Source organism: Streptomyces sp. CNT372 (genome assembly GCF_000377145.1).
Genome location: NZ_KB897794.1, coordinates 1 through 13,014 on the forward strand (window position 1 = coordinate 1; position 13,014 = coordinate 13,014).

Sequence of the window (13,014 nt, forward strand, 5' to 3'; positions counted from 1 at the left end):
CGGTGGCGGGTTCGGCGGGCAGGCCGGCAACGGCCCCGTCGCGGGCGACTTCGTGAACATCCAGGACGTCCAGCCCAACGTCTCCCAGCCCCGCCAGAAGCGCGGCGCCTCCCGCGGCACCTTCACCACCGACTGCGGCGTCAACGCAGGCGGCCTCTTCAACCCCGACAACGTCATCGTCGCCCCCGGCGTCGCCAACGGCGCCCACCACATGCACGACTACATCGGCAACCAGGCCAACGACGCCTTCGCCAGCGACGACGACCTCGCCAACGGCGCCACCACCTGCCGCAACCAGGGCGACCGCTCCACCTACTACTGGCCCGTCCTGCGCCTCCAGAACGGACAGCAGGAGAACGACGCCCAGGCCGACGGCGGCGGCAACGACCAGAACGTCGGCGAAATCCAGACCCCCACCCAGGTCACCCTCAACTTCGTCGGCAACCCGCGCAGCAAAGTCACCGCCATGCCCCGCTTCCTGCGCATCATCACCGGCGACGCCAAAGCCTTCGTCAACGGCAACGCCAACGCCAACGCCTCCTGGAGCTGCACCGGCTTCGAGGACCGACAACTCAAGGACAAGTACCCCATCTGCCCCGAAGGCAGCCAGGTCGTCCGCACCTTCACGTTCCAGAGCTGCTGGGACGGCCAGAACACCGACAGCGCCAACCACCGCACCCACGTCGCCTTCGCCGACGCCAACGGCCGGTGCCCCAGCGGCTTCCGCGCCATCCCCCAACTCGTCCAGCGCATCGTCTACGACGTGCCCCCGCCCGTCCTCGACGGCGACAACCCCGTCGTCTTCGCCGTCGACTCCTTCCCCGAACAACTCCACAAGCCCGTCACCGACCACGGCGACTTCATCAACGTCTTCGACGAGAGGCTCATGAACAAGATGGTCAACTGCATCAACGGCAACCGCAGGTGCCGGTGACACCCCACCACCGGTAACCCGCGGGACGCGCCGGGGCCGGGACCGACTGGACTCCTCCAGCCGGTCCCGGCCCCGGTGTGCGTGCGGACGGACGGAACACGGACGGGTGCCGCGCACGGTCCCGGGCAGGCCGGCCCGGGACCGTGCGCGGGGCGGGGGTCAGCCGCCGTGCCCCTCGTGCCCCTCGCCGTGCTCCTCGTGCTTCTCGCCGTCCTGGTGGCCCCGGTGGTCTTGGTGGTCCTCGTCCTGGCCGCCGCTCTCGTGCGAGCCGTGGTCCGTGCCCCTCTCGACCTCGCCGCCCAGGCGCCCCCGCAACGCGGCGACCACCTTCTCGTCGCCGGTCGCGACCCACTTCCGGCCGACCAGGTACACGCCGCCGTAGTCGTTCGCCTCGTTGATCCACTCGCGCTGGCCGCGGTCCGTGGCGAAGGTCGTCAGGATGTAGCGCCCGTCCCCGGTCGCGCAGTTCGCCTGCCGCAGCTCGGCCGCGTCCGTCTGGATGTTGGGCTCGCAGTCGGCCCGCTCCGCTATCTCCTCCAGGCTCCCGGTGGCCGCCTCGGGCGCGTCCGCGACACGCCCGTTGTCCTTTTCACCCGATGAGCAGGCAGCCGCGAGGACCAGGGCCGCAACCGCCAGTCCTGTCCGGGCCACCCGTGCCGTACTCGTGTTCGTGGTCGTCCGCATGCGGCCATGGTGCCCCCAGAGGTCCCCGTTCGGGGAGTGAACCGCGAGTAACGTGCGCTCCCGCACGCACCAGAAGTCCCCGCCGCACCACGGAGGAACGGGATATGGCCGAGCTGACGAGACGTACGCTGCTGGGCGCCGCCGGGCTGGCCGGGGCCGGCGCGGTACTCGCCGCCCCCGGCGCGGCGGCCGCCTCCCCCGCCGTCACGGCACCGTCCCCGCCCCCGCCGGGCGGGGGTCGCGCCGACACCCTCGCGCCCGCCCGGGCCGCACTGGAACGCCTGCTGCCGGGGCACGCCCACCAGTTCGCGCTGCGCGCCCTGACCGGCCCCGAGCGGTTCCGGGTCACCGGCACGGCCGGGCGGATCCGGGTCGCGGGGACGGACGCGGCCGTGCTGCTCACCGGCGTCCACTGGTACCTCAAGTACGTCTGCCGGACGCACATCTCGTGGTCCGGCTCCCAGCTCGACCTGCCCGCCGTCCTGGCGGCCCCGGCCGGCCCGCTGGAGCGCAGGGCGACGGTCCCGCACCGGTTCGCGTACAACGACACCCACGACGGCTACACCGCCCCCTACGCCGACTGGGCGCGCTGGGAGCGGCTGATCGACGTGCTCGCGCTGCACGGCTGCAACGAGGTCCTGGTGACACCCGGGCAGGAGGCCGTCTACCACCGCCTCCTCATGGACTTCGGCTACTCGGACACCGAGGCGCGCACCTGGCTGCCCGCCCCGTCCCACCAGCCGTGGTGGCTGCTCCAGAACATGAGCGAGTACGGCGGCCCCATGTCGGCGGCGCTGCTGGAGCGGCGCGGTGAGCTGGGGCGGCGGATCTGCGACCGGCTGCGGGAGCTGGGCATGCGGCCGGTGCTGCCGGGCTGGTTCGGCACGGTGCCGGAAGGCTTCGCGGCCCGCAATCCGGGGAGCGACGCCCGGGTCGTACCGCAGGGCACCTGGAACGGGCTGCGCCGTCCCGACTGGCTGGACCCGCGCACCCGCGCCTTCGCGGACGCCGGCCGGGCCTTCTACCGGCACCAGGGCGAGCTGTTCGGGGAGGTCGGGTACTTCAAGATGGACCTCCTCCACGAGGGCGGCACCGCCGGGGACGTGCCCGTGCCGGACGCGGCACGGGCGGTGGAGCGGTCCCTCCAGGAGGCCCGGCCGGGGGCGACCTGGGTCATCCTGGGCTGGCAGTCCAACCCGCGCCCGGCGCTGCTGGAATCGGTGGACACCTCGCGGATGCTGATCGTGGACGGGCTCTCCGACCTGGACACGGTCACCGACCGGGACACCGAGTGGCGCGGGGCGCCGTACGCGTTCGGGACGATCCCCAACTTCGGCGGGCGGACGACGATCGGCGCCAACACCGACCGCTGGACGGCGAAGTTCACGGCCTGGCGGGACCGGCCGGGCAGCGCCCTGGTGGGCACCGCGTACATGCCGGAGGCGGCGGAGCGGGACCCGGCGGCGCTGGAGCTCTTCAGCGAACTTGCCTGGCGTGAGGAGACGATCGACCGGGAGGCGTGGTTCGCCTCGTACGCTCAGGTGCGCTACGGCGGCGAGGACCCGGCGGCGCGCGAGGCGTTCGCGGCGCTCGCGGCCACCGCGTACCGGCTGACCAGCAGTGACGGGCGGCCGCACGATTCGCTGTTCTCGCGTCGGCCGTCGCTGGGTTCGGCGGTCGGCACGGCCTTCGACCAGGCCGGGTTCGACCGGGCGCTGGACGCGCTGCTGCGGGTGCGGCCGGAGCTGCGGGACTCGGACGCGTACCGGCACGACCTCACGGATGTGGCACGGCAGGCGCTCGCCAACCGCTCGCGCACCCTCCAGGTGCCGCTGCGCGCCGCGTACCGGGAGAAGGACGCGGAGTCGTTCCGGGCGATCGGGGCGCTGTGGCTGCGGCTGATGCGGCTGAGCGGGACGGTGGCAGGCTGCCACCGGCAGTTCCTGCTCGGGCCGTGGCTGGAGGACGCCAAGCGGCTGGCCACCTCGCCGGCTGAGGCGGTGGAGCTGGAGCGCACGGCACGGGCGCTGGTCACCACCTGGGCGGACCGGTCGGCGGCGAACGCGCTGAGCAACTACGCGAACCGCGACTGGCAGGGGCTGATGGAGGACGTCCATGTGCCGCAGTGGGAGGCGTTCCTCACGGAGTACGGGGACGCGCTGGCGGAGGGGCGGGCGCCGAAGTCCTTCGACTGGTACCCGGCGGAGGAGGCGTGGACGCGGGAGCGCACCCCGTACCCGGTGCGGGCGACGGGGGACGCGTACCGGACGGCGCTGCGGGTGCGGGACGCGCTGGCCGTCGCGCCGTACCAGGGCGCGGTCTCCCTGCGCTCCGACCCGCCGGGGCTCGCACCGGGCGGAACGGGCAGGGTGACGGTCACCTTCCGGAACCTCAACGGGCTGCGGGCCACCGGCCCCATCGAGCTGGAGCTGACCGGCCCGGACACCGACCGGCCGGGTCCGGCCCGTCTGGACGGGGTCCCGGCGGGGGGCACGCGGGAGGCGGTCTGGCGGGTGACGGCCCCGGCGGTGGAGCCGGCCGAGCCGCTGGTGCCGCTGCCGTACGCGCTGACGGCCCGCTACGGCCCGCTGGGCGAGGAGCCGGTGGCGGTCACCCGGCGGGGCGATCTGCACCTGGCGTCTCCGCTGGAGGCGGTCTGGCGGACGTACACCTCCAACGAGGCGGTGTTCGGGCAGCTCGGCGACCGGTTCGCGATCGCCGGCGGCGGGGCGGACCTGTGGCGCGGCACGGTGGAGTTCGGCACCGCGTACCGGCCGGGGGCGCTGCGCCCGGGCGGGAGCGTACTGCTGCGGGTGGACGCGCAGGACGACACCGGCCCATGGGCGCGGGCGGGGATCACCGTCCGCGACGACCTGTCCACGCCCGGCGGTACCGGTTTCGTCACCCTCTCGGTGACGCCGGGCCGGGGCGTCGCGATGGCGTACGACACCAACGGCGACGGCTCCCTGGACACCCAGCGCCGGGTCGCGGGCGTCCGCGCCCCGGTCCTCCTCCGCCTGACCCGCGACGCCTCCGGCACCTTCACGGGCGCGTTCTCCACCGACGGGGGGTCCGCGTGGCGCACCGTGGCCACGGCCACCGTCCCCGGCGCGTCCCCGGCCCAGGACGCGGGCTTCTTCCAGTCGGCCGCCAACGGCGGCGGAGGGGCGCGCGGGACGGCGCGCTTCAGCGGGTGGTCGGTGACGGGGGTGTAGCCGCCCGGGCCCGGGTGCCGTGTCCGGCCGCACCGGGGCCCCGATCCGGGGGCGGCCCGTCCGGGCCTGGCCGGGGCCGCCGGCCGATGGCAGTGCACGGCCGGGGAGCCCCGGGCCGGGACGGTCGGCGGCGGACCCGCGCGCCACGCCGGGCCGGTGGCCGGTGGTGACCAGTGGGCCCGTGTCCGGCCGCAGCTCGGCCCCGAGCCCGGGGCCCCGGCCCCTCCGGCCCAGGCGGCGGGCCGGGCTCGCGCTCGGTGCCCGTGGGGAGCCGGCCCGACAGACCGCTCCGCCGGGCGGGTTGCACCCCTGCCCGACGCGGCGAACCCCGCGCGGCCCCCGGCACCGGGGCAGCCCGGCCGGGCCCCGCCGGGGCCGCCGACCCGTCGCGGCGCACGGCCGGGGAGCCCCGGGCCGGGACGGTCGGCGGCGGACCCGCGCGCCGCGCCGGGCCCGGCGGCCCGGTGGTGACCAGGAAGCCCGTGGCTCGTTCTGAGGGCATGCAGCGACAGCCGGCCGAGTCTCCGACCGTCTCCCCATCCGTCGTCGAGGGCATCGGTGCCGTGGGCGCGAGCGGGGTGTGCGGGGAGTACCCGCGGCTGGTGCGGCTCGCCTATCTGCTGCTGCCCGCGGCGTACGGGCGGCGCCGGCGGGTGCTCGCCGCGCATGCCGTGGCGCGGCGGGCGCTGCCGCGTGGGCGGGAGGCGGTGGTCCGGGTGCCGCGGGCGCGGCGGCCGCAGGAGGAGGGCGGGGCCGTGGACGCGGCGTACGCGCTCGCCCGGGCGCGGGTGGTGCGCGGGGCGCTGCGCGGGCGGCTGCTGCCGTCCCCGCTGCCGCGCGTCTGGGGGCTGCGGGTGTTCCCACGGCCCGGTGGCGGCGGGGAACTCGCCCTGGACCAGCGCCTGTCGGAGCTCTCCGGGCCGGGCCGCGCGGTGTGTGTGCTGCGCGGGCTGGAGAGGCTGGACGACGCCCGGGTCCGGGACCTGCTCGCGGCCGCCGGGGTGGCCGACCCGGCCGCCGCCGTCGCGGAGGCGGACGCGGTGCCCGCGCGGGAGCTGCCCGGGGAGTTGTTCCTGTCCTCCGGGTTCGACGCCTGCTCGCTCCAGGTGCGCCCGCCCGACGCGGCACGCCGGGGACGGCGGCTGCGGGCGGGCGCGGCGGCCCTCGCCGCGCTCGCCGTCTGCGGGACCCTGCTCGCCCTGCCCGGCACCGGGACCGGCGGCGACGGCCGCCCGGACGACGCGGCGCGGGCGCTGACCCCCCAGTCGCTGACACGAGTCTCCGGGTCGGTCTGGGAGGCGTCCACCCGGCGGGACTTCTCGGTGTGGCCGGTGCGCGGCACGCTCACCGAGGACACCGCGCTGCTGGGCCGGGCGCTGGCGATGTGGGCGGAGCCGTCCGGCGGGATCACCGTGTCGGCCACCCCCGGGACCCCTTCCGGGCCGCCCGCCGGCCCGGCGCAGCTTCTGTTCGCGGGGGAGGTCGGCCGCGCGCGGGTGGTGCTGCTCCACGACGGGCTGCGGATCGTGCGGTACGCGGAGTCCCTGCGGCCCGGCGGCGCGTCCGCCCTGGACTTCGCCCGCACGGACGGCGCGGACGCGGCCTCGGCGGCGGCCCTGCTGGCGGGCCGGACCGGCGGCTCGGTGCGCTATCTGACCGCGCCCTGGGTGCGGGAGGTGTCCGTACGGGACCTGCTCGACCCGGACGCCCGGCCGCGCCCCCTCCGCCGGGACGGCGCCGGTGTGACGGAGCCGCTGCGCACCGTCGGCCGGGAGGACTCCTGCGAGGCGTGGGAGACCCTGCGCGTCGAGGACGCGGAGGGCGGCACCCGGCTCCTCACCGACCTCGGCGAACTCGCCCCGGCGCGGCTGACCTTCGGCCCGCCCGGCGCGGCACGGGACGCGGACGGGACGGCCGCCCGCGCCGTCTGGGCCCGGGCCGCGTGCTCGCTGACCGCGCTGCGCTCGCACGGGGTGCGGGAGGTCAACGGCTGGGCGTACGCGCGCCAGCGGCTGCCCGAGGCGAACGGGACGGCCGTGTGGCTGTGCACCCGGGGCGAGACCTGGCGCGGGCCGGGCAACCGGGTCATGGCGCAGTTCCTGCCGCCGGCCGCCCGGTCGTCCGCCCCGGCCACGGTGGTGGCCCGCGCGGAGGGTTCCCCGGCGTGCGGGGTGCGCCGGCCGCGGGTGCTGGCGGGGGTGCTGTGGCAGTCGCGGGCGGGCCAGTGGTACGCCCTGGCCGCGGGCGGGGGCCCGTACCGTTCGCTGCGACTGTCCGGCGGGGTGACGGGCGAGGGCGAGGGGCCCACGCTCGCCGTGCGGGCGCGGGAGGGCGCCCGGGCCGGGCTGGACGGGGAGTTGGCCGACGGGACGTGGGAGGGCGCCCTGCGCTGACCCGGCACGCACGGCAGGGCCCACGCGCCCCGGACGCACGCCCGCCCCGGTGACCGCCCCGCCCGGCAGGAAGTCCGCGCAGACCCCTGTCACCCCGGCGTACTCCTCAGTACATTGACACCATGTCCAACACGCGGCCCCGGCCGGTTGCTTCGGAGCGGACCACGCTCACGGCGCGCAAGGTCTCCTTCGACTGGGCGGACACGCCCCTGCACTGGATACCGGGCGAGCCGTTCGCCACGCACACCGTCAACGTCCTGCATCTGCTGCTGCCCGCGGGCGAGCGCTGGTTCGTGCACGTCTACCGGCAGGTGCTGCCGTACATCCGCGACGAGCGGCTGCGCCAGGACGTCATCGGGTTCATCGGCCAGGAGGCGACGCACTCCCAGGCGCACGACGACGTACTGCCGCATCTGCGCCGGCTCGGCCTGGACCCCACGCCGTACACCGCCCAGGTGGACTGGATGTTCGAGAAGCTGCTCGGCGACCGGACCCTGCCGCCGGGCCGGGCGAGCCGCTGGTGGCTGATGGAGCGGGTCGCGCTGATCTCGGCGATCGAGCACTACACCGCCTTCCTCGGCGACTGGGTGCTCAACGCCAAGGAACTGGACCGGCGCGGCGCGGACCCGGTGATGCTGGACCTGCTGCGCTGGCACGGCGCAGAGGAGGTCGAGCACCGCTCGGTCGCCTTCGACCTCTTCATGCACGTGGACGGCGGCTACCGCCGGCGTGTCCGCACGTGGGCCGTCGCCTTCTCCACCCTGGTGTTCCTGTGGCAGCGGGGCGCGCGCTTCTTCATGGAGAACGACCCGACCCTGCTCGACGGCCGGGCGAGCTTCGGCCGGTTCCACCGGGCGGGGCGCCACGGGGTCCTGCCGCGCACCGAGGACATGATCCGGTCCATCCCGCGCTACCTGAGCCGCGCCTACCACCCCTCCCAGGAGTGCAGCACGGCACAGGCGGTGGCCTATCTGGCCACCTCGCCCGGCGCGCGCGGAGGCCGCTGAGATGCCCCGGCCGCGCACCGCCGTCCTGGTCGCCGGGGCGGTCCTGCTCGCCCGGCGGGCCGCCCGCCACCGTATCCGGCGGTCCCCGCTGTGGCCGATGCCCGCGCTGGCGACGCCCGTCTCCGGCCGGGGCCGCCCGCGTACGGCCGTACGCCGTGCGGTCGTCACGGCGCGCACCGAGCCCGCCGAGGGGGTCGTCCGGCTCCGTCTGGAGGCCCCCGGGCTGCCCGCGTGGGAGCCCGGGGCGCACATCGACCTGGTGCTCCCCTCGGGCCTGGTCCGGCCCTACTCGCTGTGCGGCGACCCGGCCGAGCCGGACGTGTACACGGTCGCGGTCCGGCGGGCCGAGGACGGGCGCGGCGGCTCCCGGGAGGTGCACGAACAGCTCACCGAGGGCACGGAACTGGAGATCCGGGGCCCGCGCAACCGCTTCCCGCTTGCGCCCGCGCCCGCGTACCTCTTCGTCGCGGGCGGCATCGGCATCACCCCCGTCCTGCCGATGGTGCGGGCGGTCGCCGCGTCCGGCCTGCCCTGGCGGCTGCTGTACTGCGGGCGTTCCCGCGCCTCGATGCCGTTCCTGGACGAACTCACGGAACTGGCAGGGTCACCCGGGACGGCGGGCGCCGGCGGCCGGCTGCTCGTGGTGCCCGAGGACGAGGACGGTCTCCCGGACCTGGCCGCGTTCCTGGCCGGTGCCGCCCCCGGCACCGCCGTCCACACCTGCGGCCCCGCGCCGCTGATGGCGGCAGCTGGGGACCTGCTCCCGGCCGGCTGCACCCTGCGGCTGGAACGGTTCGCCGCCGGGGCCTCGGCCGCCGCCGCGGACCCGGGAACGGCGTTCGAGGTCGAACTCCGGCGCACCCGGGCGGTGGTGCCGGTGGCCGCCGGGCAGTCGGTGCTCGCCGCGGTGCGCGAGCGGCTGCCGGACGTCCTCTACTCCTGCGAGCAGGGCTTCTGCGGCACCTGCCGCCAACGGGTCCTGGACGGTGAGGTCGACCACCGCGACGAACTCCTCGGCGAGGAGGAGCGCAAGGACGCGATGCTGCTCTGCGTCTCCCGCTGCCACGGGAGGCGGCTGGTCCTGGATCTGTAGCCAAGTCGGGGCCGCCCGGGCCGAAGGCGGGGACGGCCCGGGTGCCGCCAGGGCCGAAAGCGGGGACGGAACGGGTGCCGCCCGGGCCGAAAGCGGGGACGGCCCGGGTGCCGGCCGGCGCGCTCCGGGGAGGGGCGCGTTCCGGTCAGTCGGTAGGGTGTTCGTATGACGACCGGGGTGCGCAGGAGGATGGGCGTCGAGGAACGCCGGCAGCAGCTCATCGGTGTGGCGCTGGAGCTGTTCAGCCACCGCTCCCCCGACGAGGTCTCGATCGACGAGGTCGCGGCCGCCGCCGGGATCTCCCGGCCGCTCGTCTACCACTACTTCCCGGGCAAGCAGAGCCTGTACGAGGCGGCGCTGCGCCGGGCGGCCGAGGAGCTGGCCGCCCGGTTCGAGGAGCCGCACGAGGGTCCGCTCGGGGCGCGGCTGCTGCGCGTGATGGGCCGGTTCTTCGACTTCGTCGACGAACACGGCCCGGGTTTCTCGGCGTTGATGCGCGGCGGCCCGGCGGTCGGCTCCTCCACCACGACCGCGATGATCGACGACGTACGGCAGGCCGCGTACGAGCAGATCCTGTCCCATCTGCGGGTCGCCGAGCCCTCCCCCCGGCTCGCGCTGGTGGTCCGCTCCTGGGTGTCGCTCGCCGAGTCCACGGCGCTGATCTGGCTGGACGGGCGCGCGGTGCCGCGCGCCGAGCTGGAGTTGCAGCTGGTGCACGACTTCGCGGCGCTGGCGGCGGTGAGCGCCGCGTACGACGAGGAGATGGCGGCCGTCCTGGTCGGCATACTCGCCGACGAGCCGGCCGACGGCCCGTTCGGGGACCTGGTGGTGCGGCTGGCCCGGCTCGCGCCCGAGGTCATCAAGGTCCCGGCTCAGCGCGCCGGTTCCTGAGCAGCACCCCCGGCCCCTCGGTTCAGACCTTGCGCGCGTCCGTCCCCAGGTAGCGGAACCTGCCGCCGCCCCCGCGCCGAGCCAGGTCAGCATCCGGCGCCGGCCGGGCGGCGGGACGGCACCGGGCACCGTCGTGCCCGCTCCCGCGGGGCGAGCCGGATCAGGTCGGAGACGGTACGGCGCTTGGCGCCCTTGACGGAGACGGCCGTGGTGACACTGCCGATCCGGGACTTGGTCCACACGTAGGGCTGCGGGCCGCCCGAGCCGGGGCCGGTGCAGGTGCCGGACTCGAAGAGGGTGGCGTCGGCGTTCTTGACGTCCTTCGGGTCGAGGTGCATGGACATCAGGCCGTCCAGCCGCTGCTCGCCGCCGAGTTGCTGGACGGGGCAGCGGAAGCTCTCCTGGACGGTGTCCTTCATCTCCCGGTCCGCCAGGGCCTCGGTGCGGTGCACGGTGACGGTGAGCGAGCCCTGGACGCGGCCCTTGCCGCCCTCGGCGGGCAGGTCGATCCGCCGGGTGCAGCTCCGGCGAACCACTCGCCCGTGACACGTGTTTCGGACCTTGCGCGGTTCGGCCGGCCGCCGCCCCGGGCACCCCCGGGCGGCGGCCGGTGGCGGTGCGGTGGCGGTGTGTGCAGACGCGGGCGCGACCGGTACAGTCCAATCCGTGACCGCACCCGCACGCCTGGCCGACATAGCCGCCCAGGCGGGGGTCAGCGAAGCGACGGTGAGCCGGGTTCTCAACGGGAAGCCCGGAGTCGCCGCGACCACCCGCCAGTCCGTCCTCGCCGCCCTCGACGTCCTCGGCTACGAACGGCCCGTGCGGCTGCGCCGCCGCAGCGCGGGGCTGGTCGGCCTGATCACCCCCGAGCTGGAGAACCCGATCTTCCCCGCGCTCGCCCAGGTGATCGGGCAGGCGCTGACCCGGCAGGGCTACACACCGGTACTTGCCACCCAGACCCCGGGCGGCTCCACCGAGGACGAACTCACCGAAATGCTGGTGGAGCGGGGCGTTTCGGGCATCATCTTCGCCTCCGGCCTGCACGCCGACACCAACGCGGACACCGACCGCTACGAGCGGCTCCGCGCCCAGGGCGTCCCGTTCGTCCTGGTGGACGGCTTCTCGCCGCATGTGCGCGCGCCGTTCATCTCCCCGGACGACCGGGGGGCGATGCAGCTCGCGGTGACCCACCTGGTCTCCCTCGGCCACAGCCGGATCGGCCTGGCCGTCGGGCCGCGCCGTTTCGTCCCCGTACAGCGCAAGATCGAGGGGTTCGCCCGGGCGGTGCGGGACCAGCTCGGCAGCCCGGCGGACACCGTCGAGGACGAGCTCGTGCAGCACTCCCTCTACACCCTGGAGGGCGGGCAGGCGGCGGCCTCGGCGCTGATGGACCGGGGCTGCACGGCCGTTGTCTGCGCGAGCGACATGATGGCGCTGGGCGCGATCCGGGCGGCGCGACAGCGCGGTCTGGACGTGCCGGGGGACGTCTCCGTCGTGGGCTTCGACGACTCCCCGCTGATCGCGTTCACCGACCCTCCCCTCACGACCGTGCGCAAGCCGGTACCGGCCATGGGGCAGGCGGCCGTCCGCGCCCTGCTGGAGGAGATCGGGGACGTGCACTCGGCGGGCGTCGGCAGCGACGGGCGCCGCGCCCCGGTGCACGGCGAGTTCGTCTTCATGCCGGAGCTGGTCGTCCGCGGTTCAACCGCCTCCGCGCCCCGGACGGCCGCCCTGCCGCACCCCCGGGACGTACCTCGTCCCTAAGGTGGAGCGGGTGCGGCCGGGACCCGACCGAGGGATGATCAGGGTGGGCCGTGTTTCTGGCAAACTCTCGTCCCATGGGTGAAGCGACTGTGAAGACTCTGGACAGCCGAACAGCGACCCCGTCACCCATCGTGGACGACGAGGCCGCCGCGAGCGCTGCCCCGGACACGGGCGCCCCCCGCTCCCCCCGCTCCCGCGGCCCCCGCGCACCCCGCCGTCCGCGGATCTGGTTCGAGATCCTGCTCATCGCGGTGAGTTACTGGACGTACTCCCTCATCCGCAACGCGGTCCCCGAGCAGAAGGCCGAGGCCCTGCGGAACGCGGACTGGATCTGGCGGGCGGAGCAGACCCTCGGCATAGCGGTCGAGCAGTCGGTCAACCACGCCGTGAACTCGGTGACATGGCTGATCGTGTCGATGAACTACTACTACGCCACCCTCCACTTCGTGGTCACCATCGGTGTGCTGGTGTGGCTGTACCGATGGCACCCGGGCCGTTACGCCGCGACACGGCTGGTGCTGTTCGCCACCACCGGTGTGGCCCTGGTCGGTTACTACCTGTATCCGCTCGCGCCCCCTCGGCTGATGAACGGGCAGAACTTCATCGACACCGTCCTCGTCCACGAGACCTGGGGCTCGATGGCCTCCGGCAACCTCAAGAACATGTCGAACCAGTACGCGGCGATGCCCTCCATGCACATCGGCTGGTCGCTCTGGTCCGGCATCGTCATCTGCGCGCTGGCGACGGTGCCGTGGGTGCGGGTCCTCGGCGTGCTGTACCCGACGCTCACCCTGGTCGTCATCGTGGCGACGGCGAACCACTTCTGGCTGGACGCGGTCGGCGGCATGATCTGCCTGGCCTTCGGCTTCGCGGTCTCCTGGGCCTGGTACCGGGCCCTCCCCCACCGGCTGCCGCGCCTGGTCGACGCGTCGGCGCAGCGCCCGGGCGGCGCCCTCGCCGCGAGGCTGGCGCGCTTCCGGTCCTGAGTCCCGCGTCCGGATGTCTGGTCCTGATGTCAGGGCCCTGATGCCTG

The 13,014-nt window shown here is 75.2% G+C and carries 9 protein-coding genes and 1 pseudogene; 8 read left to right on the top strand and 2 right to left on the bottom strand.

Annotated features, from left to right (window positions below):
- Positions 1–934 (top strand): DUF1996 domain-containing protein (locus C593_RS0127345; protein ID WP_018850515.1); only part of this gene is annotated, 934 nt, incomplete at its 5' end.
- Positions 935–1,093: 159 nt separating this feature from the next.
- On the opposite strand, the gene C593_RS0127350 is transcribed toward C593_RS0127345, so the two are convergent.
- Positions 1,094–1,618, bottom strand: a complete 525-nt coding sequence (locus C593_RS0127350) for a hypothetical protein (RefSeq protein ID WP_026278126.1) — start codon at positions 1,616–1,618, stop codon at positions 1,094–1,096.
- A 104-nt stretch (positions 1,619–1,722) separates the two neighbouring features.
- Here C593_RS0127350 and C593_RS0127355 point away from each other — a divergent pair, with 104 nt between their 5' ends.
- The 5 genes from C593_RS0127355 (at position 1,723) to C593_RS0127375 (ending at position 10,217) form a co-directional block, all read left to right on the top strand.
- Positions 1,723–4,833, top strand: coding sequence for an alpha-N-acetylglucosaminidase (locus tag C593_RS0127355; protein WP_018850517.1), 3,111 nt, complete (start codon positions 1,723–1,725; stop codon positions 4,831–4,833).
- Between the two features lie 500 nt (positions 4,834–5,333).
- Positions 5,334–7,226, top strand: a complete 1,893-nt coding sequence (locus C593_RS0127360; RefSeq protein ID WP_018850518.1) for a hypothetical protein — start codon at positions 5,334–5,336, stop codon at positions 7,224–7,226.
- 122 nt (positions 7,227–7,348) lie between these two features.
- On the top strand, positions 7,349–8,233 hold the full coding sequence (locus tag C593_RS0127365) for a metal-dependent hydrolase (RefSeq protein ID WP_018850519.1): 885 nt from the start codon (positions 7,349–7,351) through the stop codon (positions 8,231–8,233).
- A 1-nt stretch (position 8,234) separates the two neighbouring features.
- A complete protein-coding gene (locus tag C593_RS0127370) occupies positions 8,235–9,326 on the top strand; it encodes a PDR/VanB family oxidoreductase (RefSeq protein WP_018850520.1) in 1,092 nt (363 codons plus the stop codon).
- A 165-nt stretch (positions 9,327–9,491) separates the two neighbouring features.
- Positions 9,492–10,217, top strand: coding sequence for a TetR/AcrR family transcriptional regulator (locus tag C593_RS0127375; RefSeq protein WP_026278127.1), 726 nt, complete (start codon positions 9,492–9,494; stop codon positions 10,215–10,217).
- A gap of 86 nt (positions 10,218–10,303) precedes the next feature.
- Here the strand turns inward: C593_RS0127375 and C593_RS30655 are convergent.
- Positions 10,304–10,741: pseudogene (locus C593_RS30655) on the bottom strand (hypothetical protein); the annotation flags it as partial.
- Between the two features lie 142 nt (positions 10,742–10,883).
- On the opposite strand from C593_RS30655, the gene C593_RS0127385 reads away from it, so the two are divergent.
- Together C593_RS0127385 and C593_RS30660 are read left to right on the top strand one after the other, a co-directional pair.
- Positions 10,884–11,981: a LacI family DNA-binding transcriptional regulator gene (locus C593_RS0127385; RefSeq protein ID WP_018850523.1), complete on the top strand. Its 1,098-nt coding sequence runs from the start codon at positions 10,884–10,886 to the stop codon at positions 11,979–11,981.
- A gap of 74 nt (positions 11,982–12,055) precedes the next feature.
- Positions 12,056–12,967 (top strand): phosphatase PAP2 family protein, encoded by a 912-nt coding sequence (locus C593_RS30660; RefSeq protein ID WP_037747371.1) that lies wholly within the window; start codon positions 12,056–12,058, stop codon positions 12,965–12,967.
- Positions 12,968–13,014: the final 47 nt, after the last annotated feature.

Excerpts from the sequence above, each read along its gene's own strand:
- C593_RS30660 (WP_037747371.1), top strand. The coding sequence starts at position 12,056 with ATGGGTGAAGCGACTGTGAAGACTCTGGACAGCCGAACAGCGACCCCG.
- C593_RS0127375 (WP_026278127.1), top strand. The coding sequence starts at position 9,492 with ATGACGACCGGGGTGCGCAGGAGGATGGGCGTCGAGGAACGCCGGCAG.
- C593_RS0127350 (WP_026278126.1), bottom strand. The coding sequence starts at position 1,618 with ATGCGGACGACCACGAACACGAGTACGGCACGGGTGGCCCGGACAGGA.
- C593_RS0127370 (WP_018850520.1), top strand. The coding sequence starts at position 8,235 with ATGCCCCGGCCGCGCACCGCCGTCCTGGTCGCCGGGGCGGTCCTGCTC.
- C593_RS0127355 (WP_018850517.1), top strand. The coding sequence starts at position 1,723 with ATGGCCGAGCTGACGAGACGTACGCTGCTGGGCGCCGCCGGGCTGGCC.
- C593_RS0127365 (WP_018850519.1), top strand. The coding sequence starts at position 7,349 with ATGTCCAACACGCGGCCCCGGCCGGTTGCTTCGGAGCGGACCACGCTC.
- C593_RS0127360 (WP_018850518.1), top strand. The coding sequence starts at position 5,334 with ATGCAGCGACAGCCGGCCGAGTCTCCGACCGTCTCCCCATCCGTCGTC.